Origin of the sequence: Spirillospora sp. NPDC127506, assembly GCF_040302145.1 — a bacterium.
Lineage (GTDB): Bacteria > Actinomycetota > Actinomycetes > Streptosporangiales > Streptosporangiaceae > Spirillospora.
This window is the reverse complement of the sequence record NZ_JBEORG010000002.1, coordinates 317,983-343,574: the sequence shown is the minus strand read 5'-3', so window position 1 is coordinate 343,574 and position 25,592 is coordinate 317,983. Positions and strand designations below refer to the sequence as shown.

At 73.2% G+C, this 25,592-nt stretch carries 28 protein-coding genes; 15 read left to right on the top strand and 13 right to left on the bottom strand.

Going from position 1 to position 25,592, the window contains the following annotated elements:
- Nucleotides 1–18 precede the first annotated feature (18 nt).
- Both ABTW95_RS04285 and ABTW95_RS04280 read left to right on the top strand, forming a co-directional pair.
- A complete protein-coding gene (locus tag ABTW95_RS04285; protein WP_396448901.1) occupies nt 19–1,476 on the top strand; it encodes a translocation/assembly module TamB domain-containing protein in 1,458 nt (485 codons plus the stop codon).
- Nucleotides 1,477–1,528: 52 nt separating this feature from the next.
- Nucleotides 1,529–2,275 carry an SDR family oxidoreductase gene (locus tag ABTW95_RS04280; protein ID WP_396448902.1) on the top strand — a complete coding sequence of 249 codons (747 nt, stop codon included), beginning with the start codon at nt 1,529–1,531 and terminating at the stop codon, nt 2,273–2,275.
- Here ABTW95_RS04280 and ABTW95_RS04275 read toward each other — a convergent pair.
- Nucleotides 2,272–2,859: a rhomboid family intramembrane serine protease gene (locus tag ABTW95_RS04275; RefSeq protein ID WP_396448903.1), complete on the bottom strand. Its 588-nt coding sequence runs from the start codon at nt 2,857–2,859 to the stop codon at nt 2,272–2,274. The two genes, ABTW95_RS04280 and ABTW95_RS04275, sit on opposite strands and share 4 nt — an antisense overlap.
- Nucleotides 2,860–2,948: 89 nt before the next feature.
- Here ABTW95_RS04275 and ABTW95_RS04270 point away from each other — a divergent pair, with 89 nt between their 5' ends.
- Nucleotides 2,949–3,878 (top strand): NADPH:quinone oxidoreductase family protein, encoded by a 930-nt coding sequence (locus tag ABTW95_RS04270; RefSeq protein ID WP_500224452.1) that lies wholly within the window; start codon nt 2,949–2,951, stop codon nt 3,876–3,878.
- On the opposite strand, the gene ABTW95_RS04265 is transcribed toward ABTW95_RS04270, so the two are convergent.
- Nucleotides 3,875–4,213, bottom strand: a complete 339-nt coding sequence (locus tag ABTW95_RS04265) for a WhiB family transcriptional regulator (protein WP_396448905.1) — start codon at nt 4,211–4,213, stop codon at nt 3,875–3,877. The genes ABTW95_RS04270 and ABTW95_RS04265 overlap by 4 nt on opposite strands.
- A gap of 142 nt (nt 4,214–4,355) precedes the next feature.
- Between ABTW95_RS04265 and ABTW95_RS04260 the strand changes: the two genes are divergently transcribed.
- Nucleotides 4,356–4,826 (top strand): GNAT family N-acetyltransferase, encoded by a 471-nt coding sequence (locus ABTW95_RS04260; RefSeq protein ID WP_396448906.1) that lies wholly within the window; start codon nt 4,356–4,358, stop codon nt 4,824–4,826.
- 18 nt (nt 4,827–4,844) lie between these two features.
- On the opposite strand, the gene ABTW95_RS04255 is transcribed toward ABTW95_RS04260, so the two are convergent.
- A complete protein-coding gene (locus tag ABTW95_RS04255) occupies nt 4,845–6,179 on the bottom strand; it encodes a phosphotransferase (protein WP_500224446.1) in 1,335 nt (444 codons plus the stop codon).
- Nucleotides 6,180–6,191: 12 nt separating this feature from the next.
- Nucleotides 6,192–6,806 carry a TetR/AcrR family transcriptional regulator gene (locus tag ABTW95_RS04250; protein ID WP_396448908.1) on the bottom strand — a complete coding sequence of 205 codons (615 nt, stop codon included), beginning with the start codon at nt 6,804–6,806 and terminating at the stop codon, nt 6,192–6,194.
- Nucleotides 6,807–6,914: 108 nt separating this feature from the next.
- On the opposite strand from ABTW95_RS04250, the gene ABTW95_RS04245 reads away from it, so the two are divergent.
- The 4 genes from ABTW95_RS04245 (at nt 6,915) to ABTW95_RS04230 (ending at nt 9,132) form a co-directional block, all read left to right on the top strand.
- On the top strand, nt 6,915–7,487 hold the full coding sequence (locus ABTW95_RS04245) for a VOC family protein (protein ID WP_396448909.1): 573 nt from the start codon (nt 6,915–6,917) through the stop codon (nt 7,485–7,487).
- Complete coding sequence (locus tag ABTW95_RS04240; RefSeq protein WP_396448910.1) at nt 7,471–8,112, top strand: carboxymuconolactone decarboxylase family protein; 642 nt, start codon at nt 7,471–7,473, stop codon at nt 8,110–8,112. The genes ABTW95_RS04245 and ABTW95_RS04240 overlap by 17 nt, the downstream gene beginning before the upstream one ends.
- A 113-nt stretch (nt 8,113–8,225) precedes the next feature.
- Nucleotides 8,226–8,603 (top strand): hypothetical protein, encoded by a 378-nt coding sequence (locus ABTW95_RS04235; protein ID WP_396454464.1) that lies wholly within the window; start codon nt 8,226–8,228, stop codon nt 8,601–8,603.
- 118 nt (nt 8,604–8,721) lie between these two features.
- Nucleotides 8,722–9,132 carry an ATP-binding protein gene (locus ABTW95_RS04230; protein ID WP_396448912.1) on the top strand — a complete coding sequence of 137 codons (411 nt, stop codon included), beginning with the start codon at nt 8,722–8,724 and terminating at the stop codon, nt 9,130–9,132.
- 35 nt (nt 9,133–9,167) lie between these two features.
- On the opposite strand, the gene ABTW95_RS04225 is transcribed toward ABTW95_RS04230, so the two are convergent.
- The 7 genes from ABTW95_RS04225 to ABTW95_RS04195 all read right to left on the bottom strand — a co-directional run bounded on the left by ABTW95_RS04225 (nt 9,168) and on the right by ABTW95_RS04195 (nt 15,352).
- Nucleotides 9,168–9,812 carry a choice-of-anchor P family protein gene (locus ABTW95_RS04225; protein ID WP_500224441.1) on the bottom strand — a complete coding sequence of 215 codons (645 nt, stop codon included), beginning with the start codon at nt 9,810–9,812 and terminating at the stop codon, nt 9,168–9,170.
- 24 nt (nt 9,813–9,836) lie between these two features.
- A complete protein-coding gene (locus ABTW95_RS04220; protein WP_500224439.1) occupies nt 9,837–10,664 on the bottom strand; it encodes a L,D-transpeptidase in 828 nt (275 codons plus the stop codon).
- Between the two features lie 144 nt (nt 10,665–10,808).
- Nucleotides 10,809–11,282 carry a MarR family winged helix-turn-helix transcriptional regulator gene (locus ABTW95_RS04215; RefSeq protein WP_396448915.1) on the bottom strand — a complete coding sequence of 158 codons (474 nt, stop codon included), beginning with the start codon at nt 11,280–11,282 and terminating at the stop codon, nt 10,809–10,811.
- Nucleotides 11,283–11,382: 100 nt separating this feature from the next.
- Nucleotides 11,383–11,820: a response regulator gene (locus ABTW95_RS04210; protein ID WP_500224435.1), complete on the bottom strand. Its 438-nt coding sequence runs from the start codon at nt 11,818–11,820 to the stop codon at nt 11,383–11,385.
- Nucleotides 11,817–13,484, bottom strand: a complete 1,668-nt coding sequence (locus ABTW95_RS04205) for a sensor histidine kinase (protein ID WP_500224433.1) — start codon at nt 13,482–13,484, stop codon at nt 11,817–11,819. Before ABTW95_RS04205 ends, ABTW95_RS04210 begins: the two co-directional genes overlap by 4 nt.
- Nucleotides 13,481–14,677 carry a PP2C family protein-serine/threonine phosphatase gene (locus ABTW95_RS04200; protein ID WP_396448917.1) on the bottom strand — a complete coding sequence of 399 codons (1,197 nt, stop codon included), beginning with the start codon at nt 14,675–14,677 and terminating at the stop codon, nt 13,481–13,483. Before ABTW95_RS04200 ends, ABTW95_RS04205 begins: the two co-directional genes overlap by 4 nt.
- Before the next feature lie 129 nt (nt 14,678–14,806).
- Nucleotides 14,807–15,352, bottom strand: coding sequence for a CGNR zinc finger domain-containing protein (locus ABTW95_RS04195; RefSeq protein ID WP_396448918.1), 546 nt, complete (start codon nt 15,350–15,352; stop codon nt 14,807–14,809).
- A gap of 84 nt (nt 15,353–15,436) precedes the next feature.
- Here ABTW95_RS04195 and ABTW95_RS04190 point away from each other — a divergent pair, with 84 nt between their 5' ends.
- From ABTW95_RS04190 to ABTW95_RS04180, 3 genes are all read left to right on the top strand, one after another.
- Entirely contained in the window at nt 15,437–16,333 is an 897-nt protein-coding gene (locus ABTW95_RS04190; protein ID WP_500224431.1) for an alpha/beta fold hydrolase, read from the top strand.
- Between the two features lie 140 nt (nt 16,334–16,473).
- Complete coding sequence (locus ABTW95_RS04185) at nt 16,474–17,022, top strand: RNA polymerase sigma factor (RefSeq protein WP_500224428.1); 549 nt, start codon at nt 16,474–16,476, stop codon at nt 17,020–17,022.
- A complete protein-coding gene (locus ABTW95_RS04180; protein WP_500224425.1) occupies nt 17,019–18,164 on the top strand; it encodes a CU044_5270 family protein in 1,146 nt (381 codons plus the stop codon). Before ABTW95_RS04185 ends, ABTW95_RS04180 begins: the two co-directional genes overlap by 4 nt.
- A gap of 70 nt (nt 18,165–18,234) precedes the next feature.
- Here the strand turns inward: ABTW95_RS04180 and ABTW95_RS04175 are convergent, their stop codons facing one another.
- The gene (locus ABTW95_RS04175; RefSeq protein WP_396448922.1) at nt 18,235–18,561 is read right to left on the bottom strand and encodes a hypothetical protein; all 327 of its coding nucleotides are present in this window, start codon (nt 18,559–18,561) and stop codon (nt 18,235–18,237) included.
- 134 nt (nt 18,562–18,695) lie between these two features.
- On the opposite strand from ABTW95_RS04175, the gene ABTW95_RS04170 reads away from it, so the two are divergent.
- The 3 genes from ABTW95_RS04170 (at nt 18,696) to ABTW95_RS04160 (ending at nt 23,236) form a co-directional block, all read left to right on the top strand.
- A complete protein-coding gene (locus ABTW95_RS04170; protein ID WP_500224422.1) occupies nt 18,696–20,162 on the top strand; it encodes a pentapeptide repeat-containing protein in 1,467 nt (488 codons plus the stop codon).
- A gap of 127 nt (nt 20,163–20,289) precedes the next feature.
- Entirely contained in the window at nt 20,290–22,374 is a 2,085-nt protein-coding gene (locus ABTW95_RS04165; protein ID WP_396453919.1) for an RNA degradosome polyphosphate kinase, read from the top strand.
- Complete coding sequence (locus ABTW95_RS04160; RefSeq protein WP_500224419.1) at nt 22,367–23,236, top strand: NUDIX domain-containing protein; 870 nt, start codon at nt 22,367–22,369, stop codon at nt 23,234–23,236. The genes ABTW95_RS04165 and ABTW95_RS04160 overlap by 8 nt, the downstream gene beginning before the upstream one ends.
- A 12-nt stretch (nt 23,237–23,248) precedes the next feature.
- Here ABTW95_RS04160 and ABTW95_RS04155 read toward each other — a convergent pair whose 3' ends face one another.
- Nucleotides 23,249–24,739, bottom strand: coding sequence for a CYTH and CHAD domain-containing protein (locus tag ABTW95_RS04155; protein ID WP_500224417.1), 1,491 nt, complete (start codon nt 24,737–24,739; stop codon nt 23,249–23,251).
- A 130-nt stretch (nt 24,740–24,869) separates the two neighbouring features.
- Here ABTW95_RS04155 and ABTW95_RS04150 point away from each other — a divergent pair, with 130 nt between their 5' ends.
- Nucleotides 24,870–25,562 (top strand): HAD family hydrolase, encoded by a 693-nt coding sequence (locus tag ABTW95_RS04150; protein WP_500224415.1) that lies wholly within the window; start codon nt 24,870–24,872, stop codon nt 25,560–25,562.
- Nucleotides 25,563–25,592 lie beyond the last annotated feature (30 nt).

Sequence of the window (25,592 nt, the reverse complement as noted above, 5' to 3'; positions counted from 1 at the left end):
CGCGTAGAAAGAGGTTCCGTGCCCCAGCCCCCCGGACTGAACGACGCGGAACGGCGCCTCTGGGCCGCGTTCCCCACCGGCGCGTCCGTCGTCCTCGGCGACGACCGCCCCGCCGGACCCGACCCCGACCGGATCGTCCGCGCCGAGGTCATCACCCGGCTGCTGCTCGGCGCCGGCGAGGAGCGGCCCGGCGCGGTGGCGTCCGTCCGGCTCCGCGGCGCCTACATCACCGGGCGGCTGGACGTCACCGGCGGCACCGTCGAGCACGAGCTGCGGCTGGAGGACTGCCGCCTCGTCGAGGCACCGGACTTCTCCAACGCCGAGACCCGGCAGCTGCGGCTGTCCGGCTGCAGGATGCCCGGCTTCGACGGCGGCGGCCTCCGCGCGGACGGCTACCTCAGCCTGTCCGGGTCGGTGATCGACGGCGAGGTGCGGCTGCCGCGGGCGCAGCTCGCCGGCGGGCTCCGGATGAACGGGACGCGCATCACCGCGCCCGGCCCGGACAAGTGGGCGATCTTCAGCGGCGGGCTCGTCGTGGAGGTCGGCACGTTCATCCGCGACGCCGAGATCACCGGCGGGGTCCGGTTCGTCGGGGCGCGGATGAACGGCGGCCTGTTCATGGAGCGCACCACTCTGTCGAACCCGGGCCGGATCGCGCTGGACGCGCAGAACATGGTGGTCGAGGACGCCGCCGAGTTCAGCAACGGCTTCACCGCGATCGGCACCGTCCGGCTGCGCAGCGCCCGCTTCAACGGCATCCTGTCGTTCGTCCGGGCGCGCCTGGACGCCTCCGACCCGTCCCGGATGGCGCTGCACGCCAGCCACATCGTGGCGGACGAGCTGATCCTGTGGCCGGCCGGGAAGATCGAGGGGCGGGTGTCGCTCTCCTACTCGCGGATCGACATCATCCTTGACCACCCGTCCGTCTGGCCGGACGAGCTGTACCTCAACGGCATGACGTACCACACGCTGCGCGGCGCCGGCTTCAAGGACCGGCTCAGCTGGGTGTCGCGGGACGAGGAGTTCCACCTCCAGCCGTACGAGCAGCTCGCCGCCTGGTACCACAGCGTCGGCTCCGACGACCTGGCCCGGAAGGTGCAGCTCGCCAAGCTCCGGGCCCGCCGCCGGCGGCTGCACCCGGTCGGCAAGGCGTGGAACCACCTGCTGGACTGGACGGTCGGCTTCGGCTACCGGCCGTGGCTGGCGTTCGCCTGGTTCGCCGCCCTGCTGGCCACCGGGACGACGGTGTTCTCGATCGAGCACCCCCGCCCGATCAAACCCGGCGACGAGCTGCCCGCGTTCCACTCGCTGATCTACACGCTCGACCTGCTGATCCCGCTCGACACGTTCGGGCAGCAGCTCTCGTACGACGCGGTGGGCTGGTCACGCTGGGTCGCGTACGGGCTCGTCATGACGGGGTGGGTGCTGGCCACCGCGCTGATCGCGGGCGTCACCCGCGTGCTGCGGCCGAACTGACCCGCCGCGCCGGGCGTCCACTCGGATAGGGCATCAACGAGAATGGGGCTTCATGGGCACGTATCTGATCACGGGGGCGACGGGCGGCATCGGCAGGGCGGTCGCCGAGCTGCTGCGCGAGCGCGGGCACGACCTGATCCTCACCGGCCGCTCCGCCGAGCGGCTCGACCGGCTCGCCAAGGAGCTGGCGACCGGCGCGCACGCCCCCACACAGGTCATCGATCCCACCGCGGTGCCGTCGCCGCGGCGCAACGCGTCCGTCACCGCGATCCCGCTCGACCTGTCCGAGCCGCGCCGCATCGAGGCGTCACTCGCGATGGCCGGGCTGCCCGAGCGGCTGGACGGCGTCGTCCACGCGGCGGGCATGGTGCACCTGTCGCCGGTCGCCGGCCTTGAGGCCGACGAGTGGATGGAGCACCTGTCGGTGAACCTGGTGTCGGCGGCGGAGCTCACCCGCCTGCTGCTGCCGGCGCTGCGCGCCGCCGAGGGCCATGTCGTCTTCGTGAACTCGACCGCCGGGCTGCGCGCGAACCCCGAGTGGTCGGCGTACGCGGCGAGCAAGTTCGGGCTCCGCGCGCTGGCCGACTCGCTGCGCGCCGAGGAGAGGTCCCTGCGCGTCACGACCGTCTACCCGGGCCGGACGGCGACCGAGATGCAGCGGAAGGTGCGCGCCCAGGAGGGCCACCCCTACGCCGAGGACGACTTCGCCGCCCCCGGGACCGTGGCCCGCGTGCTGGTGGCGGCGTTGGAGACGCCGCGGGACGCCGTCGTGTCGGACGTCACCGTCCGCCCGAACTAGCCGCGGCGCAGGAACCAGGAGGCGAGGACGCCGCCGATCAGCCCGAACAGGTGGCCCTGCCACGAGATGCCGGGGTCGCCGGGGATGACGCCGAGGATCATCGTCCCGTAGACGGCGACGACGGCGATCGCGATGCCGATGTCGAGCAGCCGCCGCTCGAAGATCCCGCGCCCGACCAGGTAGCCGAAGAAGCCGAAGATCAGGATGCTGGACCCGAGCGTGTTCGCCGAGCTGAGGAACCACACCCCGAGCCCGCCGACCACGATGATGATCAGGCTGGCGGCCAGGAACTTCGCGATGCCGCGCGCCGCCGCGATGAACCCCAGGATGAGGAACGGCAGCGTGTTGGCCATCAGGTGCCCGAAGCCGGCGTGCATGAACGGCGCGGTGAAGATGTCGGGCAGGTCGCCGACGTCGCGCGGCTGGATGCCGAACCGGTCGAGCCACCCGTCGGTCGTGTAGTCGAACGCCTCCAGGACCCACATCACCGCGGTCACCGAAACGATGAGGATCAGCGACGCCAGCGCGCGGGCGCCGTGCTTCGCCAGCTCATCGGAACGCTGCCGGTCGGGGGTGTAACTCATGTCCTCCACCGTAAGTCTGGACGACCCTGAACGGTCAACGGGCGGGACGTCCGGAAGGTGCCACCGGGCGTTTCCGGCATAGTGGGCGGATGCGTGCAGTGATCTGTGCGGAGCTCGGCTCCGTCGCCGTCAAGGACACCGAGGTTCCCGTCCCCGGCCCCGGTCAGGTGCTCATCGCCGTGGAGGCGGCGGGCGTCAACTACGTGGACGCGCTCTTCGTCCAGGGCCGGTACCAGATCAAGCCGCCGCTGCCCTTCGTCCCGGGGAGCGAGGTGGCCGGGACGCTCCCGTCCGGTGAGCGCGTCCTCGCGATGTGCGGGCTGGGCGGGTTCGCGGCGCACGTCGCGGTCCCGGAGAGCTCCGCCGTCCCGATCCCGGACGAGCTGGACTTCCCGCGCGCCGCGACGTTCACCCAGAGCTACTGCACGGCGCTGTTCGCGCTCCGCGACCGCGCGAACCTGCGAGCGGGGGAAACGGTGCTGGTCCTGGGGGCGGGCGGCGGTGCGGGCCTGGCCGCGGTGCAGGTCGCGAAGGCGATGGGAGCCCGGGTCCTGGCGGCCGCCTCGACACCGTCCAAGCGGGAGGCGGCACGCGACGCCGGCGCCGATGAGACGGTCTCCAGCGCCGAGGACGTCAAGTCGGCGGCCCGCGCCTGGTCGGACGGCGGCGTCGACGTGGTCTACGACCCGGTCGGCGGCGCCATCGCGGAGCCGGCCCTGCGCTCACTGCGGGAGCGGGGCCGCCATGTCGTGATCGGGTTCGCGTCCGGGGACATCCCGTCCCTCCCGCTGAACCAGGTCCTGCTGCGCAACCGCGCGGTCGTCGGCGTCGACTGGGGCGCCTGGTCGATGGCGAACCCGCCGGCCCAGCGCGCCCTGCTGGACGAGCTCCTCGCCATGGTCGCCAAGGGAGACCTCGATCCGGCGCCGCCCCGCACGGCGCCTCTCGCGTCGGCGGCGGAGGTGCTGGACGACCTGCTGAACCGCCGCGTCGTGGGGAAGGTGGCCCTGGTCCCCTAGGCCGCCGAGGCGTGCTCGGACTCGGACGCGTCGCCGCGCACCACGATGACGGGCAGCGGCTTGCGGGCCGGGGCGTCGGCCGCGCGGCGCAGGTAGCGGCGCTCCTCGGGGGTCGTCCCGCCCCAGATGCCGTCGGGCTCGCCCACCTTCAGCGCCCACGCGAGGCATTCGGCCCGCACCGGGCAGTTCGCGCAGATGGCCTTGGCCGCGTCCTCCTGGGCCTTGAGAACCGGCGCGGAGTAGCCGATCGGGAAGAAGAGGTCGGGATCCGCCCCGCGGCAGATCGCGTGGTCGGTCCAGTGCTCCTCGTTCTCGTTGTTCTCGTTGATGTGCATTGGCTTCTCCCTGCGCCGCGACGAGACCACCGTGCGGTTCCAGCTCGGCGGGGGTGGTCTCCACTCAACGTAGTACTACGACCCGTAGTACTACAAGACATACGTGAACGTTGCAAGTTAGCGTCCGGATAACCTGGGAGGCGTGCAGCGTGATCAAGAAGTGACCTTCCGCGAGGCGACGGCCGCCGATCTTCCGCAGATCGTCCGGCTACTCGCCGACGATCCCCTCGGATCAACCCGCGAAACACCGGGCGAGGAGATCCCGGAGGGCTACTACACCGCCTTCGCCGCGATCGAGAAGGACCCCAACAACGCGGTGATCGTCGCGGAGGTCGGCGGCGAGCTCGCCGGCACCCTCCAGCTCACCTACATCCCCGGCCTCACCTACACCGGCGGCGAGCGCGCCCAGATCGAGGGCGTCCGCGTCGCCGCCGAGCAGCGCGGCCGCGGAGTCGGCCAGCTGATGATCAACTGGGCGATCGAGCAGGCCCGCGCCCGCGGCTGCCGCGTCGTCCAGCTCACCACCGACCGGCAGCGCCCCGAGGCGATCCGCTTCTACCAGAAGATCGGCTTCCGCCCCTCCCACATGGGCATGAAGTACCACCTCACCTGACCGCCGCCGCGGCGCCGGTCAGGCGCCGGGGAGGGACAGGTGCCGGGGGTTGGCGACGGTGAGCTTGTCGATGATCGAGGCCCGCACCGCCTCGGTCACCTCGTCCATCCGGGTGTCCAGGGAGCCTTCGCGGATGGCCCTCGCCAGGTCTTCGTCGGATCCGCAGTCGAGGTTGCGCAGGCGCTTCTCGTGGGCCGCCTTGTGCGCTTCGCCCAGGAGGAGTTCCCTGCGGGCTATGGCCAGGGCCGCGGCCGCCACTCGGGCGTGGAAGCGGAGGCGATCGTCGGGCTGGTCTGCCTGGAGGAGGAAGGCGCCCACCGCGTCGATGAGCGCTTGCGCGCCGGGACCGTCGTGCGGGGGCGTGGCGGTCGGCTGGGCCGTCGCCAACGGGTCTTGGACGGTGGTGGGTTGGGTCAGGCCGAGCACTAGGAGCAGGTCGTGCTCCTGCTCGCAGACCTTGCGGCCCAGGACGGCGTACTCGATGGACGGGTCCGATCCGTTCAGGTAGCGCTCAGCCTGGTGGCGGCACAGGATCGTCCAGCGGAGCGTGCCGTAGACCTCCCACCAGTGGAGTTCCTCAAGGGTGGGCGGGGCGCCTCCGGCGGAGGCGTAGCCCTCCAGGAGGTCTTCGCGGGAGCCGAAGCCTCCGACCGGGTGCGGGGAGTTGAAACGCCAGGCTTTGGTGCACAGCCAGCCCAGGTCTTCGGCCGGGTCGCCCAGGTGGGTCAGCTCCCAGTCGAGGACGCCGCGCACGCCCGTCTCGTCGATCATCAGGTTGCCGTTGCGGAAGTCGCCGTGGACGACCGCCTTGCGGCCCGAGGCCGGCGGGCGGTTGTCCTTCAGCCAGCGGAGCGCGAGCTCCACGGCGGGACGGGGTTCGAAGTTCGCGTAGTGCCCGGCCAGGGCGTCGAGCGGGTCGGCGTCGGGGAGGTCCGGGACGGGGGCCATCGTGTGGAGGCGGGCCAGGATGGCGCCGAGGTCGCGGGCCAGGCGCGGGCGGACGGCCGCGAAGCGCTCGTCGCGCAGCAGGCGGCGGGGGATCGTCTCGCCCGGGAGGCGCTCCATGATCAGGTAGGGCGCGCCCGCCAGGTCGCCGCCGTGGCCGGCGAGGGCGGGCACCGGGACGCCGGCCTCGGCGGCGGAGGCCAGCAGCGCCGCCTCGCGGGCCATCGCCGCCGGGTCGGGGGAGCCGGGCGGGTCGCGGCGCAGGATCAGCGCGCGGCCGCCGGCGTCGAACGACCACGTCTCCCGGCTGGCGCCGCCGGACAGGCGGCGGAGACCGGTGATCTCCGCGCCGAGGCGGGCCGCCAGCGCGGCCTGCACGGCGGTCGTGCGGCGGTCGGCGGTCTCCACGGGTCTCCTTCGTCAGGACGGCAGGCCGAGGGCGCGCACCGTGAGCGCGTCGAGGGTGTCCAGCAGGCGCTCGGCGCCCTCTGGATCATCGTCCTGGACGAGCCACAAGTACAGGGAGTGGTCGACCATCGCGGCGAGCGCGCGGGCCGCCATCTCGGGGTCGATCTCGGCTGGGACGAGGCCCTCGCGCTGCCAGCGCGCGATCGCCTTCGCCGAGCGCGCCACCGAGACGGCCCGGTGCTTGCGCCGCAGCTCCTGGAACTCCTCGTTGAACGTGGCGACCTGCTCGATGATCGCCATCATCTTCGCGTTGCGCCGGTAGGCCTCGTAGTAGGCGCGGTTGGCGCGGCGGACGCGCGCGGCCGGGGTCGGGCCGGTGAGCGGGACGAGGGCGTGGCCCGTCATGTCCTCGAACAGCCGGTCGGCGACCTCCAGGAACACCGCCTCCTTGGACGGGAAGTAGGTGTAGAAGGACCCGTAGGCCACGCCGGCGTGCCGGGTGATGTGCGCGACGCGCGTCTCCAGGAAGCCGCGTTCCTCGAACACCTCGCGGGCGGCGGCGAGCAGGCGCTCCCTGGTCCTGGCCCCGCGTTCGGTGAGCGGCTGCCCGCCGGGATCGTCCCGCATCTGCGTCGTTCCTCTCGCCCGGGGTGTTGACAACCCGATGTCAGCAGGAACAGTATCCGAGCATCGAGCAAGTTGATATGACTGTCAAGTCAACTCTCGGGAGGCCGCGTGAACACCGAATTCGAGCTGGGCGGGATCAACCATCTGGCGCTCGTGTCGTCCGACATGAAGCGCACCATCGACTTCTACTCGGGCGTCCTCGGGATGCCGCTCATCAAGACGCTCGACCTGCCCGGCGGGATGGGCCAGCACTTCTTCTTCGACTGCGGCGGCGGCGACTGCGTGGCGTTCTTCTGGTTCCCGGACGCGCCGGACGGCGTCCCCGGCATCTCCGCGCCCGCCGGGCGCCCCGAGCAGGGCGAGCTGCTCAGCGCGGTCGGGTCGATGAACCACGTCGCCTTCCACGTACCGCCCGAGAAGTTCGAGGAGTACCGGAAGCGGCTCAAGGAGAAGGGCGTCACGGTCAGCCCCATCCTGAACCACGACGACAGCCCGATGGGCATCTCCCGCGACGTGAACGACGGGGTGTTCGTCCGCTCCTTCTACTTCCAGGACCCCGACGGGATCCTCCTCGAATTCGCCTGCTGGATGCGCGAGTTCGACGAGTCCGACGTCTCCCACGAGCCCAAGACCGCCGCCGACCGCACCGCCCCGAAGGAGCAGCATGCCCCGACTGCGTGAGGTTCCCCGCGCCGAAGTCACCGACGAGCGCATCCTGTTCTTCTACGACCACCTTTTCGCGCCCGACCGCGACCCGGCCGTCGACCACGGCACCGCGACCGGCTCGCCCGGCGACTGGTGGACGGTGTTCGCCCAGTCCCCCGACGTCTTCCGGCACGCGGTCAAGGGATTCGCGCTCTACCGGAACGCCGGCCTGGACCCCGTCCTGCGGGAGCTGGGCCAGTGCCGGGCGGGGTGGGCGCGCGGCAGCCAGTTCGTGTTCTCGCAGCACTGCAAGCAGATGCGGGCCCTCGGAATGGACGAGGAGAAGATCCAGTCCATTCCGCACTGGCAGACCGCCGACTGCTACTCGCCGCTGGAGCGTGCCGTCCTCGCCTACACCGACTGCCTCGTCCTGGACGGCGGCCGGACCCCCGACGCCGTCTTCGAGAAACTGAAGGAGCACCTCTCCGACAAGGAGATCCTGCAGCTCACCTACATCACCTGCATGTACGACATGCACGCGACGATCTCCCGCGCCCTGCGCCTCGAGTTCGACGACCGCCCCGAACCGGTCGTCGAGGTCGCGGCCCCCGAAGGCTACGGCGACCGCGACATCTCGGCCGACCTGACCGGAGGCGCCTGATGCCCGCCCGCGTCGCCGGGTGGGTCCCGCAGGGCCGGGCACGGCCCGGGCACTGGAGACATGGCGTCAGGGAGGCTTGACCGTCAGGGTGCCTTGACGGTGACACTCGGGGCATGGTCACTCCAGAGCAGATCGAGCAGGACGTCACGTTGACGAGCGCCGCCGCCCGGTATGACGAGCTGTGGGTCCGGGACGCGGTCGGGGACGCGCCGCTGGGGCGGGGGGAGGTGCTGGAACTCCTCGCGCTCGGCGAGGTGATCGCCCGCAAGGCGGTCTACGGGCGGCAGCTCGCCGTGCGGTCGGCGCGGCGGGCCGGGGCGTCGTGGGCGCAGATCGGCAGCGCCCTCGGCGTCAGCAAGCAGGCCGCCTGGGAGGCGCACGCCCGGTGGATCGACGAGCAGGCCGAGCACCGCCGCCGCAGCGACTACGAGGGGCTGGACGAGGAGCAGGTCGCGGCGCTGCGGAGGCTCGCCGGGCGCGCCGACGAATAACGCGCGCCGTCGCGGAAGTCGCACCGAATATGCGGGCCGTCGCGTTTTTCGGGCGGTCGGAGTTTCCCAGAGTGGTGGTTGGGAAATCTGGCTGCTAGAGGGAACGGAGGCGATTGGCATGGAGGTCGTTCTCGAAATGACCCTGCCGAGGAACGCCGAGAGCGCTCCGCTGGTGCGCCACACGCTCGACGCCTCTCTCCGCGGCCTCGGGGTGGGGTCCGAGATCCGTGCCGATATCGCGCTCGCATTGGGTGAGGCGTGCGCGAACGTCATCCAGCACGCCGCGGCCGGAATGGAGTACGAGGTCCGGGCGCGGATGGACGGGGCCAGATGCGTCGTCGAGGTGATCGACGGGGGCACGGACGACGCGGAGGACGGCGCCGAGTGGGGTGAGATACAGGTGCCGCCGCTCGCCGAGCACGGCCGGGGGCTTCAGTTGATGCGGGCGTTCACGGAAGAACTTCATATAGCCGATCGGGTGCACCGCAACGGCTCGGTGGTGCATTTCGAGAAGTCCCTGGCGGGCTGACGGCCCGGCGGTCGCCCGCCGGGCCGCCGGGACGGTCAGCCGGTGACCGGGAGGTCGTGCCGCACCGGGGTCGGCGCGGGCGCCTCCGCCGGGCCCTGCGGCACGCCGCGGCCGCAGGTCGCGGACGCGACCCGGAGCGCGCCCTTGCCGCCGGGCAGCATCAGCTCCATCGCGGTGACGGCGAGCCGGCCGTCCGCCATGCGCCGCTGCTTGTTGAGGGTCAGCGACGCCCGGCCGACGCCGTCCACGTCGACCGGGACGGTGGTGTTCGGCGGCGGCGTGGAGTCGAGCCGCTTGCCGGCGAGGACGGCGTTCGCGAGGTTCGCGCTGCCCTGGCCGTCCGCGCACTTCGCGGAGACGGCGCCGGCCGCCAGCTTCGCCGCCGGGACGGCGAGCCGCGCGACGGACGAGCGCGCGCGGGCGGCGGAGGCGCTGACGTCCAGCCCGGACGCCCGGACCAGCTTGGTGCGGTCCTCCCGGAGGAGGCGCTTGCTGACCTCGCCGCTGCTGGACGAGACCGCGGGCACCGGCGGGACGGCGAGCGGCCCGGTGACCGCCAGCCCGTACGCGGAGCCCTCGCCCGCGGGGGCGGCGGCCTGGGCCGGCATCCCCGCGGCGACGAGTCCGCCGGCGAGCAGGCCGGCCGCGGCGAGGCGCATGACGGCATGGCTATAGCGCATGGATGTTCGCTCCGTTTCTTGAGATCAGGCGGTGATGAGCACCAGCGAGCCGAGCGGGACGCGGGACAGCGCCTTGAGCGCGTCCGCGGGCACCCGCACGCAGCCGTGCGTGACGGCCTTGCCGAACACGGACGCGTCGGGCCAGCCGTGCAGGGCGACGGTGCCGGGACCGCCGCCGAAGGTGTCCAGGGTCGCCGAGTGCGTGCCGAGCGGCAGGACGATCGGGCTCTGCTTCCGGTCGGACGGCACGATCGAGGCCATGACGAACGTCCGGCCGACCGGGGTCGGGGTCTCGGCGCCGCCGACGGCGACCCGCCACCGGCCGACCCGCCGTCCGGCCCTGTCGAGGGTGAGCCGCCGCTTCCGGAGCTCGACCCGGACGGTGTAGGGCGTGTGCGCGGTGCGGAGCCCGGCGCCGGAGATCCAGCCGCTCGCCTGGTTGGGGCGGCTCGGCAGCAGCACGCGCCGCCACTCGCCCGAGCTCTCCACCACGGGCACCCAGGTGGGGCCGCCCAGCTCGGTGGTGGGGAGCGTGGCGACACGGCGGCCGCCCGGCCGGTCCAGCACCGGCGCCGGCGCGGTCGGGTGGACGACCAGGCCGTCGGTGACGCCCTCGGGCGATCCGTCCCGGGGGACGCCGGAAAGGGTGCTGAACGTGGTGGCCTCGGGGACCTTGGCGGCCCCGGCCTCCACCGCCGGCGGCGCCGGCCCGGTGCTCTTCGCGGGCGCCGTGCCGTGCGCGGTGGAGCCGCCGCATCCGCCGAGCAGCAGAACGGCGGCGGCCGCCACCGGGAGCGCCCCGGCGGCGGTGCCGGCGCGGCGGGAATGCCGCGCTGCTTTTGTGGTCGCCATGGGCGGCGATATTAGCGGCGGCGGAGGCGCGCGTATGGGGAATGGCGAAAACGCGGCGCGAGTCGCCATTGCATAGAATGATAACCGCCATTTTGGCGGACGCTTAACGCGGCGTCGCAATTTGTCCGAATAAGGGTGGACGAGTCAGGCGAGCATGGAGAAGGGGCCGCCGTCGCCGTCCGGCCTGGAGGCGGCCTCGTGGAACTCCGCGAGCCCCCACAGCAGCGCGGCGCGTGCGGACGCCGGCATCTGCTCCAGCACGCGGGAGAGATCCTCCAGCCGGCGCACCCGGAGCCGGTCGAGCAGCGCCTGCCCGTCCGCGCTCAGCCGCAGGGTGACCTCCCGGCGGTCCCGGCCGGGGTCGCGGGCGAGCAGCCCGGCCGCCTCCAGCCGGTCGCACAGCCGGCTCGCGGAGGACACCAGCGCACCCAGCTCGCCCGCCAGGCTGCTGACGTTCACCGGGCCGCGCTCCAGCACGAAGAGCGCCCGCAGTTGCGTGGACGGGACGGGCACATCGGGGGCATTGTGGGCGCGCGACCAGATGTCCATGAGCGTGGATGCGGCGCCGTCCAGGGCCGCCGCGGAATTCGCGGCTCCCTCACCCGGCGTGTCCACCATGCCTTCCACTGTTACATACGACCTCGCCGAGGGCATCCCCCGGACCTGCGGGTCCGCCCGGCACCCCGCCCGGCACCCCGCCCGGCACGCGGCCGCGGTGTCAGCGCGGCAGCTTCACCACGGTGACGAAGAAGTTGTCGATCTGGCGGACGACGGAGATGAACCGGTCGAAATCGACCGGCTTGGTGACGTAGGCGTTGGCGTGCAGGTGGTAGCTGCGCAGGATGTCCTCGTCGGCCTCGGACGTGGTCAGCACGACGACGGGGATGCTGCGCAGGTCGTCGTCCGCCTTTATCTCGCCGAGCACCTCGCGGCCGTCCTTCCGCGGCAGGTTGAGGTCCAGCAGGATCAGGTCGGGGCGGGGCGCGTCCGCGTACTCGCCCTCCCGGCGCAGGAACGCCATCGCCTGCTCGCCGTCGTTGACGACGCTCAGCGTGTTGTTGACCTTGTTGTGCTCGAACGCCTCGACGGTCAGCAGGACGTCGCCGGGGTCGTCCTCGACGAGCAGGACCTCGATGGCGTGCGGGGATTCGTTCACGTGTCGTCTCCGTCGTCGGTGATGTGCGGCCGGACCGGCAGGGTCCAGCGGAAGGTGGTGCCCGGCGCGTCGCCGCGGTCGCCGGTGTCGAGCCAGATCCGGCCGCCGTGGAACTCGACGATCTTCTTGCAGAGCGCCAGGCCGATGCCGGTGCCGGTGTACTCGTCCCGCGGGTGCAGCCGCTGGAAGATCAGGAAGATGCGGTCGGCGTAGCGGGGTTCGACGCCGATGCCGTTGTCGGCGCACGCGAACACCCATTCGTCGCCGTCCCGGCGGGCGTCGATGACGACCCGGGGCGGCACGCCCTCGCGGCGGAACTTGATGGCGTTGCCGATGAGGTTCTGGAACAGCTGGGTGAGCTGCGTGCGGTCGCCGGGGACGCTCGGCAGGTCCCGCAGCTCCACCTCGGCGCCGGTCTCCTCGACCAGCGCCCCCAGGTTGTCCACCGCCCGCCGCGCGACGGCCGCGAGGTCGACGGACTCCTCGGGCTCGTTCAGCCGCCCGACCCGGGAGAAGCTCAGCAGGTCGTTGATGAGGGCCTGCATGCGCTTGGCGCCGTCGACGGCGAACGCGATGTACTTCCGCCCCCGCTCGTCGAGCTGGTCCCCGTAGCGGCGCTCGATCATCTGGCAGAAGCTCACGACCTTGCGCAGCGGCTCCTGCAGGTCGTGGCTCGCGACGTAGGCGAACTGCTCCAGCTCGGCGTTGGACCGGCGCAGCTCCTCGGTCTGCTCGTTGAGCAGCCGGGTCTTGTCCTCGCTGCTGCGCCACTGCCGGATGATCCGCTCCCGCATCGCGTCGATGATCACCGCGAGCTCGTAGATCTCGGCCGGTCCCGGGACGTCCAGCGGCGCGTCGAAGTCGCCCTGGGACACGGCGCGGACCCGCCCGGTCAGCGAGGACACCGGCGTCAGCACCGTCCGGCGGAACAGCACGGCGAGCAGCAGCGCGGCCACCACGACCATGAGCAGCGCGGCGACGGTCGACCACAGGGCGATGGACGCGCGGGACCGCAGGCTCGCGGCGGCCCGGTCGTGCAGCTCCGTTATGCCGACCTGGAGCGGGGTCATGTCGCCGCGCGCCTGGTTGAGCAGCCGCCGCGCCTCCCGGCTCCGCGCGGCGTCGATGCCCTGCCCGCCCGGGCCGGCCGCGATCTGGTCGGCGAACGCGGCGCGCCACACGTGCGAGTCGGCGGTCGCCTTCTCCAGCAGCCGGTAGACGTCCTCGCCGCCCTCCACCCCGGACAGCAGCCGGCGGATCCGGGCCGCGGACTCCGCCTCCCGCTGCACGGCCGCGCGGTATTGGACGAGGTGCTCGTCCCGGCCGTCCTGCGCGTAGTCGCGGATGGCGGCGTCCTGGTTGGTGACGGCGGTGGACAGCCGGAACTGCTCCAGCGTCGCCGGGTCGACCTGGTCGACGAGGACGTCCCGCGCCTTCCCGTTCCCGTACAGCGCGGTCCCGGCCTGCGCGAAGGCGGCCAGGAGCAGCAGGCCGAGGACGAGCGCGCCGATCTGGTAGATCCGGACGAGCCGCAGCCGGCCCATCCCGTGCCCCTCGGGCAGGTCCTCCGCGGGCAGCACGACGGCCGGCCCGCCGAGCCTGAGCTTGCGGGGGATCCCCCCGCCGCGCTCCTCCGGCCCGCTTCGCGGCCCCTCCGCGGTCATGCGCCGTCCCCCCGGCTCAGCAGCAGGACGGCCAGGTCGTCGGACAGGACGTCCCCGTTCAGCCGCTCCGCCTCGGCGATGAGGCCGTCGATGAGCACGTCGCCGCGCTGCCCCTCGCCGTGCGCGTGCTCGGCCAGCTCGACCAGCCCGGACAGGTCGAGGTACCCGTCGCCGTCGTGGCCCTCGATCAGCCCGTCGGTGTAGAGCAGCAGGGCCCACGACTCGCCGAGGTCGAGGTCGAGCGCGGGCCATTCGACGCCGGGGATCAGCCCGAGCGCCGGGCCGCGCGGCTCGTCCGGCACGGCGGCGACGCCGCCCGGCCGGAAGATCAGCGGCGGCGGGTGCCCGGCCCGGTACATCCGGGCCGCGCGCCGGTCGGGCGAGATCGTGAGCATGCACAGGGTGGTGAAGATCTCCTCGGCCCACCGCTCGTGCTGCAGGACGGCGTCGAGCGTGTCGAGGAGCCGGGGCCCGGTGTGGCCGGCGAGGACGAGCGTCCGCCACGCCATGCGCAGCCGCACCCCGAGGGACGCCTCGTCCGCGCCGTGCCCGCTGACGTCGCCGATGATGACGTGGACGGCGCCGTCGCCGGTCTCCACGGTGTCGTGGAAGTCGCCGCCGAGCAGCGCCCGGTCGCGTCCGGGCCGGTAGCGGGCGTGGTGCCGGAGGGCGGCGTCGTGCAGGATCGGGACGGGCAGCAGGCCGCGCTCCAGCCGGGCGTTCTCCCGGCTGAGCGCGCGCGCCTCGACGAGCTGCCGCTCGGACTCGTCGGCCCGCTGGCGCTCGATCGCGTAGCTGATCGCGCGGGTGAGCAGCGCGCCGTCCACGTCCTGCTTGACGAGGTAGTCCTGGGCGCCGGCGGCGACGGCCTCCACGCCGACGTGGGCGTCGGCGAGGCCGGTCAGCACGAGGACGGCGGTGGTGGGGGCGTGCGAGCGCACCTGGTGGAGCGCGTCGAGGCCGTCCGCGTCCGGCAGCGACAGGTCGACGATGACGCACTGGATCTCGGGCCGCAGCGCGTCGAGCGCCTCCCGCAGCGTCGTCGCGACGGTGATCCGGATGCCCGGCTGCGCCTCGGTCAGCAGCTCCTCGAACAGGAAGGCGTCGCCCGGGTCGTCCTCGACGAGAAGGAGGTGCGGGGAGCCGGCGACGCCGAGGAGTCGCTCCGCACCGCGACTGTGCATCGCGGCCATCTCTCAGCTCCTTCGTCCGGCGCGGCGGGGGATCAGGCGAGGGCTGTGCTTGTCGTCGTGCAAATATTAGGCCCGGTCGATCACCGCGATGCACGGCCGGCGCCCGAACGGCCGTCCTGGCCGCCCAACCTACTTGCGCCGCGCGTAGTAGCGCGCGACTCGTGCGCGATTTCCGCAGCGGGCGGCGGAGCACCAGCGGCGGCGGGGGTGCGCGGGCAGGAAGAGCATGACGCAGCCGTCCGCCTCGCACTCCCGGACGCGCCCGACCGCCGGATCGGCGAGCAGGTCGGCCACCGCCTCGGCGAGGTGCGCGGCGAGCCGCACGCCGTAGCGGCCCGTGCGCTCCGGCGTGGCGGTGACGGCCGTCCCGTCCCAGCCCAGCCGTTTGACCGCGGGTGCCCGCCGCTGCGCCTCGGTGAGGCCGGCGAGGGCGTCCTCGGGCGGGCGTCCGGCGCGGCGGGCGTGCCCGATGGCGATGGCCGCGCAGTCCCGGACGGCGTGGACGGGCGGCAGGTCGGCCGCGGTGAGGGTCTCCGGCTGCGGCACCCGCTCGCCTTCGAGGGCGAGCCAGGCGGCGAGCGCGTCCACGGTGGAGAGCAGGTCGGCGCCGGCCGGGCGGGTGTTGACGAGGTCCAGCGCGAGCGGCTCGCCGGTCAGCGGGACGGGATCGGTCATGACCTAATGCTACATCTGCCCATTGACGCATTAGGTCGTCCTGGGTTACTACTAATGCATCTTCGGACTCAGGAGGCATGTGAAATGACGGTCCCGGCCCTCGCCCGCACCGCGCACCGGCACGTCGACGTGGACGGGATCCGCGTCTTCTACCGCGAGTCGCTGCCCGCCGCCCCCGGCGCGCCGGTGCTGCTCCTGCTGCACGGCTTCCCGTCCGCGTCGCACCAGTTCCGGCGCCTCTTCGACGTGCTCGGCACCCGGTACCGGCTGATCGCGCCGGACTACCCGGGGTTCGGGCACAGCGACGTCCCCGAGCCCGCGTCCGCCGGAGGGACGTTCCGCTACACCTTCGACGGCCTCGCCGATGTCATGGAGGGATTCGTCGAACGCCTCGGCCTGGCCCGCTTCGCCATGTACGTCTTCGACTTCGGCGCGCCGGTCGGCTTCCGGCTGGCGCTGCGCCATCCGGAATGGATCGCGGGCCTCGTCGTGCAGAACGGCAACGCCTACGAGGAGGGCCTGTCGCCGGGGGCGCGGGACTTCATCGCGCTGCGTCCCGGCATGGAGGGGGCGGAGAAGACCGTCCGGGACCTGCTGACGCTTCCGGCCACGCGCGGCCAGTACGAGGGCGGCACCCGCGACCCCGAGCTGATCGCCCCCGACGGCTGGACGCTCGACCAGCACTTCCTCGACCTGCCCGGGCGGACCCGGCCGCAGCTCGACCTCGCCTTCGACTACCACTCCAACGTCGAGCAGTACCCGGCCTGGCAGGCGTGGCTGCGCGAGCACACCCCGCCGACCCTGATCGTCTGGGGGCGGAACGACCCGTTCTTCCCGGAGCCGGGCGCCCGCGCCTACCTGCGCGACGTGCCGGACGCCGGACTCCACGTCTTCGACACCGGCCACTTCGCCCTGGAGGACCACCTCAACGAGATCGCCCCGCTGATCGCCCGCTTCCTCGACTCGCTCTCCCCCGCGTGAGTCCGCGCGCGGGGAACTCGTCGGCGAGACCGCTCCCGGTGTAACAATGCGCCGTCCCCGGCCACTACCTCATGTCATGAACACCTGGACGGACGGAGGCGCGGTGGCGGACGACAGCGGACGACGGGCGGTGGCGCGGCGTGACCCCGGATGAGCGGCGCTTCACCGCGATCTACGACGCCTGCCGGCAGAACGTGTGGGCGTACGCCGCCGCCCGCGCCGGGCGGCAGGCCGCGGACGAGGCGGTGAGCGAGACGTTCGCGATCGCGTGGCGGCGGCTCGCCGACGTCCCCGACCCGGCGCTGCCGTGGCTGCTCGGCGTCGCGCGGAACGTGCTGCGCGACGGGCACCGGGCGCGGGTGCGGCGCGAGTCGTCCGCCGCCGAGCTGGGCCGGGCGGCCCGCCCGGCCGGCGACATCGCCGAGGACGTGGCCGAGCGGCTCGCGGTCCTGCGCGCGATGGCGGCGCTCCCGGAGGCGGACCGGGAGGTCCTGATCCTGATCGCCTGGCAGGGGCTCACGCCGCGCGAGGCGGCCGAGGTCGTGCGCTGCTCGCCCGCCGCGCTGCGGGTGCGGCTGCACCGCGCCCGCCGCCGCCTCCTCCGCGCCGCCGAGCGGGAGATGGCGGGCGAGCGGGAACCCGGCGGGGCGCGCCGGCAGGTGGGGATCGTCAGCGAGGAGATGTCATGAGGGACGTACTGCACACCCTGCGGCAGGCCAGGCCCGCCGAGCTGGACCCGGACGCGCCGGTGGACGAGGGCGTCCGGCGGGCGGAGCTGGCGCGCGCCATGGCGGGCGGCCGGGACGTCCACGGCGCGCCGCGGCGGCGGGTGCGCCCGGTGTGGGGGCTGAGCCTGGCCGGGGCGGTGGCCGCGGGGGCGATCGCCGCGGCGACGCTGGCCACCGCCGGCGGGGACCCGGCCGGCCCGGCGCCGCAGTCGGCCGAGCCCGTGCTCGACGCCAGGACCGTGCTGCTCGCGGCGGCGGACAAGGCGGCCGCGCAGCCCGAGACGATGCGGGCGTACTGGCATCAGTCGACCGTCTCCTCCCACCTCTACATGGTCGGGAAGGGCGCGGACCGCTACGGCGTGGTCGTCCGGGACAGGGCCGAGACCTGGACGCCCAGCAGGCCGGGCATGAAGACCTGGACGCTCCAGCAGAACCTCGGCGCCGCGCCGGCCACCCCGGCGGACGCGGCGGCGTGGCGGCGCGCCGGCTCGCCGGCCGCGTTCGAGATCGAGGTGCCCGTGGCGCCCGGCGCCGAGCCGGGGACGGGACGGGTGAAGACGTTCCAGGCGAAGACCGCGCCGGGCCGTCCCCAGGTGAGCAGTTCGCCGCTGGTCGACGGCGACAAGGTGTTCTGGCTGGGCCGGAACGTGACGATGAAGGAGCTGCGGTCGCTGCCGTCCGACCCGGAGCGCCTCAAGGCCGGGCTGCTGCGCCGGTACGAGGGGCACGGAACCGAGTCGGACCGGCCGATGGCGTCGGACGAATGGCTCTACCAGGTGGCGCGCGGCCTCGTGATGGACATGCCGGTGAAGCCGGAGGTCCGGGCGGGCGCGTTCCGGATGCTGGCCGGTCTGCCCGCGGTGAAATCGGTCGGAAGGGCCACCGACCCGAAGGGCCGGAAGGGAAACGCGATCGCGGTGGACGAGCAGACGGGCCGCGGCGTCATCCGCCATCAAATGATCATTGATCTGTCCTCGGGCGCCGCGCTGGCCAGTGAGGACATCGTGCTGAAGCCGGCCGCCGGGAGCGGGCTCGCCGCCGGGCGGACGGCGGACTCCACCGTCGTCCTCACCACGGAATGGACCGACGCGCACCCGAGGTGACGCGGCTGCGGAAGGGACGGTGCCCACTCGCGGTGCCGTCCCTTCCCGGCGTTTAGTGGCCGAGATGTGATCAAGCGCTTTTCGGGGTGCGGCGCGCGGTTCTCTGCGCGGCCCGGCGCTGCGCGGCGGCCGCCTTCGCGCGGTTGAGGCTTTCCCTGACCTTGGCGGCGCCGCGGGCCGCGGTCACGGTGTCCTTGGCGCGTCCCGCGTAAACGGCGAGGACCTCGGCGACGGGCGGCGGCTGCCATTCCTCCTTGGCGACGATGGGCACCGCGGGGACGGACGCGGGGACTGATACGGCGGAGTTTCCGGGCACGGCGTTACCAGGCACGGGGACGAGCGCGAGATGCGATTGGCAGTGCGGGCACTGCACCCCCGGATGGGTGTCTCTGCTCATAACAGAAATCATTACGCAAGGGTCTGACAAAACAACCCCGCCCTTTTATCGCGGCGCGGGTGGCCCCGGGGTCGCACGCACCTGACCGCGGGGAGACCTTCACTCCGCGCAGCGGCGTGGGTACAACGAGAACCGTGACCTATCCCGAGCCTTCCCCGCCGTCGGTGTTCTGGCCTCGATGTTCGGCCGTCCGAGGATGCAGCGGACGGGCGGCGGGGCGGTCCGGCGGCTGCCCCGCCCACCTGCGCCCCGGCGAGTTCGAGGAGTTCGTGCGCGCGCTGCGGCCGGGCGGCGACCTCGATCTGCGCGGCGTGACCGTCCCCGCGCGGCTGCTCGACGCCGTGCTGGACGCGGTGACCGGGCCGGACGGCCGCCCCCACCTCGGCCGGACGCGCTTCGACGGCGCCGTGCTGGCGTCCGACGCGGCGCTGCGCGGGGTGTGCGCAGAGGGCGACAGCTCGTTCGACGGCGCGTGCTTCCTAGGCGCGGTGTCGTTCTACGATGCGCGGTTCTTCGGCAACGTCTCGTTCCGCGGCGCCCGGTTCGGCCGCAACGCGTCGTTCCACGAGGCGCGCTTCCACCGCTACACCACGTTCGAGGAGGCCGTCTTCACCGGCGACGCGCTGTTCGGGGAGGCCCGCTGGCACGCCGACGCCTCGTTCCGGAAGGCCGTGTTCATGGGCGCGGCCTGCTTCGACCGCGCCCGGTTCGGCCGGGACGCGGCGATGCAGGCGGCGCGCTTCGCCGGTCCCGTGTCGTTCAAGCGCGTCCAGGTGGCGCGGCACGCCCGGTTCGAGCGGACGCGGTTCCGGCAGGGCGCGTCGCTCGGCCCGCTCGCCGCGGGCGGCCGGGTCGGGCTGGCGGACGCGACCGTGCACGGCCGGCTCCGCGTCCACGCCGCGGCCCCGCAGGTCGCGGCGCGCGGGGTGACCGTGCACGGGGAGGCGGGGTTCCGGCTGCGGCACGCGGAACTCGACCTGGAGGGCGCGGTGTTCGACGGCCCGGCGGCCGTCCGGTCGCTCGCGCGCCCGATCCAGGGGCTGACGCCCCCGCCCGGCCCGGCGGGCGTCCGGGTCACGTCGCTGCGCCGGGTGGACGCGGCCCGGCTGCACCTCGCCGACGTCGACCTGAGCGGATGCGGCTTCCTCGGCCTGCGCCGCCCCCACACGCTGGCGATCGCGGGCGACTGCTCGTTCGCGACCGTCCCGTACCGGCGGACGCTGCGGCCGTGGACGCGCGGCGGCCGGGCGGTGCTCGCCGAGGACCTGCGCCGGGCCGCCGGCGACGCGCCCGACGACGGCCGCCTGCACGCGCTCTACCTGGAGCTGGCCCGCGCGAGCGCCGCCGCCGACCGGGGCCGGCTGGCCCGCGACTTCCGGTACGGGGCGCTGGAGACGCGGCGGCGCGGCGAGCGCGACCCGCTGCGCCGGCTGGGCCTGCACCTGCTCTGGATCACCTGCGGCTACGGGCTGCGCGCGGGGCGCATGGTCGCCTGGCTGGCGGTGATCGTCGCGCTGGTGTGCCTCGGCGCGTCCGCGGTAAGCCACGGCGACCCCGCCGACACCGCGCACATCGCGCACCTGGGCGGGGGCGGCACGTAGCCGGCCCGCCCGGCGCGCCGGAAGACCGAATGATCAGCGGGAACCCTGGGCATGATCAAAGGGTCTGACACTTCGGAGAAACATCCGAGTTCGACCGCCGTTCATCTTGGTCAGGGAAAATCAGGGCATGACCGTCAATCCAGGACCGCTCCCCGCGCAACCCGATGCGCTGCCGGACGACCGCTTCCTCGATCGCGAGGAGAGCTGGCTGAGATTCAACCAGCGCGTCCTGGAACTCGCCGAGGATCCGAGCCTGCCCCTGCTGGAGCGCGTCCGGTTCCTGTCAATCTTCTCCAGCAACCTGGACGAGTTCTTCATGGTCCGCGTCGCCGGCCTCGCCCGCCGGATGGCGACCGGGCTCGCCGTCCAGTCCGCGAGCGGCCGGCAGCCCCGCGAGGTGCTGGAGCGCACCGGGGAGGTCGCGCACGAGCTGATGGCGCGGCACGCGTCCTGCTTCCGCGACGAGATCCGCCCCGCGCTCGGCGAGGAGGGCATCGACATCCTGCGCTGGGACGAGCTGGCCGAGACCGAGCAGGAGCGGCTGCGGCGGCTGTTCCGCGACCGGATCTACCCGGTGCTCACCCCGCTCGTGGTCGACTCCGCGCACCCGTTCCCGTACATCTCGGGGCTGTCGCTGAACCTGGCGGTGATCGTCCGCGACCCGGAGACCGACGCGACGATGTTCGCCCGCGTCAAGGTGCCGCCGCTGCTGCCGCGCTTCATCGAGGCGTCCCCGGACCGGTTCACCCCGCTGGAGGACGTCATCGCGGCGCACCTCGGGCAGCTGTTCGTCGGGATGGAGGTCGTCGAGCACCACGCGTTCCGCGTCACCCGCAACCAGGACCTGGAGATCGACGACGACATCAGCGAGGGCCTGCTGCAGGCCCTGGAGCGGGAGCTGCTGCGCCGCCGGTTCGGCCCGGTCGTCCGGCTGGAGGTCGAGGAGTCGATCTCCGAGGGCGTGCTGGAGCTGCTCACCTCCGAGCTGTCGGTGGACGACAGCCAGATCTACCGCGTGATCGGGCCGCTCGACCTCGGCGGGCTCGCGTCCATCGCCGACCTCGACCGCCCGGAGCTGAAGTACCCGCCGTTCGTGCCGTCGAAGGAGGCGCTGCCCGAGGACGCGAGCATCTTCAGCGCCATCCGCGAGCGGGACGTGCTCGTCCACCACCCGTACGACTCGTTCACCACGACCGTCCAGCGGCTGATCGAGGACGCCGCCGCCGACCCGCGCGTCCTCGCGATCAAGCAGACGCTGTACCGGACGAGCGGCGACTCCCCGATCGTGGACGCGCTGATGAGCGCCGCCGAGGCGGGCAAGCAGGTCGTGGTCGTCGTCGAGCTGAAGGCGCGGTTCGACGAGCGCGCCAACATCGCGTGGGCGCGCAAGCTGGAGACGGCCGGCTGCCACGTCGTGTACGGGTTCGTCGGGCTGAAGACGCACTGCAAGCTCGCGCTGATCGTCCGGCAGGACGACGAGGGCCAGCTGCGCCGCTACTGCCACATCGGCACCGGCAACTACCACCCGAAGACCGCCCGCCTCTACGAGGACTTCGGGCTCCTCACCGCCGACCCCGAGGTCGGCGAGGACGTCAGCGCCCTGTTCAACCACCTGACCGGCTATTCGCGGCAGAGCTCCTACAACCGGCTGCTGGTGGCGCCGAACAGCCTGCGGTCGGGGCTCGTCCAGCGGATCGAGCACGAGATCGACAACCGGCGGGCCGGGCATCCCGCCCGCATCCGGATCAAGTGCAACTCGCTGGTCGACGAGGTGGTCATCGACGCGCTGTACCGGGCGTCGCAGGCGGGGGTGCCGGTGGACGTCTGGGTGCGCGGCATCTGCGCGCTGCGTCCCGGCGTGCCCGGCCTGTCGGACATGATCCGGGTGCGCAGCGTCCTCGGCCGGTTCCTGGAGCACTCCCGCGTGTTCGCGTTCGAGAACGGCGGCGAGCCGGAGGTGTGGATCGGCAGCGCCGACCTGATGCACCGCAACCTGGACCGCCGCGTCGAGGCCCTCGTCACCGTCACCGACCGCGCCCAGCGCGACGACCTGCTCGCCCTGCTCGACCGGGCCATGGAGCCGGGCACCCACGCGTGGTCGCTCGCCGGCGACGGCACGTGGACGCGGGCGCGGCCCCGCCCCGGCGAGACGCTCCTCGACATCCAGACGCACCTCGTCAAGAGCCGCCGCTGGAGGACGATCGATGGCTGAGGTCATCCGCGCGGCCGGCGCGCTGCTGTGGCGGGACGGCGCGGAGCGCGGACCCGAGTTCGCGCTGGTCCACCGCCCCCGCTACGACGACTGGTCGTTCCCGAAGGGCAAGGTCGACCCGGGCGAGCACGTGCTGCGCGCCGCCGTCCGGGAGATCGAGGAGGAGACGGGCATCGTCGCCCGCCTCGGCCGCCGCCTCCCGACCAGCCGGTACCCGGTCGGGGACCGGACGAAGCAGGTCGACTACTGGGCGGCCCGGCCCGTCTCGGAGGGCGCCTTCACCCCCGGCCGCGAGGTCGACGAGCTGGTCTGGCTGCCGGCCGCCGAGGCCGAGGCCAGGCTCAGCTACCAGCACGACATCGACCTGCTGGACGAGTTCCTGCGCGGCCCGTCGCGGACGTCGCCGCTGATCATCCTGCGGCACGCGTCCGCCGGGCAGAAGCACGAGTGGCGGGAGGCCGACTCGCTGCGCCCGCTGGACGCCGCCGGCCGGCGCGAGGCCGCCGCCCTCGCGGAGCTGCTGCACGCCTACGGTCCGCTGCGGGTGATCAGCTCGGCGACGGCCCGCTGCCTGGAGACCGTCCTGCCGTACGCGCGCCTGGCCCGCGCTCCGATCACCACCGAGGCGGCGTTCACCGTCGGCGACGCCGGCCCGGAGGAGGCGGTGGAACGGCTGATCTCGCTGGCCGGCGCCCCGACCGTCGTGTGCACCCACGGCGAGATCGTCTCCGGGCTCGTCGCCGGGCTGTGCAAGGCGCTCGGCGAGAAGGTCCCGGACGATCCGAGCCTCGGCAAAGCGGAGTTCTGGGCCGCGCACGTCACCGGCTCGTCGATGCCGGCCCTGGAACGCCACAGCCCCTAGAACGCACAGCCCCTAGAACGACGGCCCGAGAGTCTGCGACCAGGTCGTCGCCAGCCGGTCGCGCGCGCTTTCGGCCTCGCACTGCTCCCTGCCGTACAGCACGCCGAGCGTGAACGCCTCCGCCGGGATCTTCGTGCGCTTCGCGGCGGCGGCGAGGTGCTCCATGGCGATCACGCCGTCCTGGTGGGCGCCGAGGACCTCCTGGATGCGCTTGGCGTCCTTCACCACGCGCTTCGCGGCGACGCCCAGCACCGGGACGGCCAGTTCCGCCGCGTACCGGGCGCGCTTGGCCGCCTTCCGGGTCTCGTGGCGGGCGGCGTCGGGGTCGTCGGCCGTCCTGATCGACGCGTACTCCCCGGCCATCCGGTCCCAGGCCCGCTCGACGAGGCCGGGCAGCTCCTTGCGGGCCTTCTTGCCCGCCGCGGCGGCCAGCGGCGGGTCCATGACCAGTTCGTCGAGCCGGTCGAGCAGGGCGAAGTACCTCGGTTCCTTCAGGCACAGGTTCAGCCGCCGGTACGCGGACCGCTCCTGCCTCTCCAGGTCGTCCAGGAGGAAGGCGGGGGCGCCCTGAAAGCGCATGCGCAGCACCTCGCGATCCCGGACCTCGCCGAGCTCCTGGGCCAGCCACCTCAGCTCCGGCCCCAGCGGCACGGTCCTCTCCGCGTCCAGGACGGACCGGTAGCTGCGCAGAGTGCTCCGCGTCCTGCGCACCGCGACCCGCATCCGGTGCACCGCGTCGTGCTCGCCCAGCCGCGCCTTCGGGTCGAAATGCATGATCGCCTCGACCTGCTCGGCGAGGTAGGCCATGACGACCTCGCCGGTCGTGATGGAGGGCGCCTTCCCGTTGCAGGTGGCCGCCGCGATCCGCGACCGGGCCGCGGCCCGCGCTGCCGCCGCCTCCGCCGGCCCGACGGCGTCGCCGAGCAGCCGCCCGAGCTTGGACGACGACTTGGCCTTCTTCGCGCCGGCCTTGCGGAGCCGCTTCCCCGCGGCCTTCAGCAGGTCGGGGGCGCCCGCGCCCAGCTCGACCTCGATCTCCCGCCACGTCCGCGGCCCGGCGTCGCCGCACCGCCCGGTCACCAGGTCGTCGGCGACCTCCGCCAGCTCGGTCCCGTCCGCGCCGAGCAGCCGGACGACCGTCCGCCGCGTCTCCAGCGTCGCGACCGGGCGCAGCTCCGCGCCCCGCGTGTACGCCGCGACCAGCCCGGCGAGCCGCGCCGGGACGACCAGCGGCCGGCCGAGCGGCGCCCGCAGCTCCCGCTTGCTGTCCGGCCCGGCGGGCATCTTCAGGTGCCATCCCGCGTCCGGCCCGCCCCTCCGCCGCCGCAGAGTGATCTTGTGGGCGGCCAGCCGGAGGTCCGCGGTGTCGAAATAGGTGGCGTGCAGCTCGTGGACGTGCGGCTCCCCGACCGACGCCACGCCCGGCAGCCCGTCCAGCTCCGGCAGGACGAAACCGGCGGCGGCGTCGTACTTCTGCTCGATCTCGAGATGCCCTTCGGCCACGCTCCGCTCCTTCGGGGACGCCCGGTGATCTACACGTACACCCAGATAACCAGCATTTCACGCCCAGGTCAGCGGCGGTGGAAACCTTTACCTGCGCCTTTCGCCCTGACATGCGCCCTACGATGCGATCGTGCGGACACTGGTGCTCTGGGACATCGACCACACGCTGATCGACGCCGGGGGCGTCAGCGCCGACATCTACGCGGCGGTCTTCCACCGCCTCATCGGGCACCGCCCCGCGAAGGTCGCCTCCATGGCCGGGCGCACCGACCTCGCCATCACCACCGACACGCTCCGCCACCACGACATAGACCCGACTCCCGCCCTGCTGACCTCCTTCACGACGGCCCTCGCCGAGGCGTTCGCGTCCCGCGGCCACGAAATCGCCTCAAGGGGCCGCGTCCTGCCGGGCGCCCTCGCCGCCCTGGAGGCCCTCGCCGCCCGCCCCGATGTGATCCAGTCGGCCCTCACCGGCAACATGCGGCAGATAGCGGCCGTCAAGCTGACCGCCCTCGCCCTCAGCGGCTACTTCGACCTGGACGTGGGCGCGTACGGCATGGACGGCGTCGAACGCCCGCCCCTGGTGCGCCTCGCGCAGCAGCGAGCGTCCGCCAAGTACGGCGACGCGTTCACGCCCTCCAACACGGTGCTGATCGGCGACACGCCGCACGACGTCCGCGCGGGCCACGAGGGCGGCGCCCGCGTGGTGGCGGTGGCGACCGGCGCCACCCCGGCCGCCGCCCTGCGCCTCTCCGGCGCCGACCTGGTCCTGCAAGACCTGACCGATACCCCCGAAGTCATCCGGGCCGTCCTGGACACCTGACGCAGGACCGGATGCGCGGTGCCCCCGTTG